This window comes from Streptomyces sp. WM6386, from assembly GCF_000972385.1.
In the GTDB taxonomy this organism is placed as follows: Bacteria; Actinomycetota; Actinomycetes; order Streptomycetales; family Streptomycetaceae; genus Streptomyces.
The window spans coordinates 1-318 of record NZ_JXTE01000766.1; the positions used below are offsets into that span (position 1 = coordinate 1).

The following is a 318-nucleotide window of genomic DNA, read 5'->3' on the forward strand; positions in this document are numbered from 1 at the left end:
GGGCGGGATCGGTTCGGCGGGACGGTTCATCTGGGACGGGCGGGAACCCTGGTACTCGTACGAGTCACCGGTGCCGTACGACGAACCCTGCGGCGGTCCCTGGAAGCGGACGCCCGGGCCGGGGGCCGGCGGGCGCGGGGCGGCCGGGGTGTACGAGGTGGCCGTGTTCGTCAGGAAGTTCCACCGGCACTCCTCGCAGAACGGCGCACCGCCCTCACGGGGCGTACGGCACTGCGGGCAGAGCTCCGGCTCGTGGTCCGGGACGGCGGACAGATGCGGCGGGCGGCCCCCCCGGTGGGCCCGGGGGGGGGAAAGGGA

Annotated in this window: 1 pseudogene; it reads right to left on the reverse strand. The window is 75.5% G+C overall.

What is annotated here, in order from left to right:
* Nucleotides 1–318 (reverse strand): annotated as a pseudogene (locus tag TN53_RS43580) (phosphopeptide-binding protein); the annotation flags it as partial.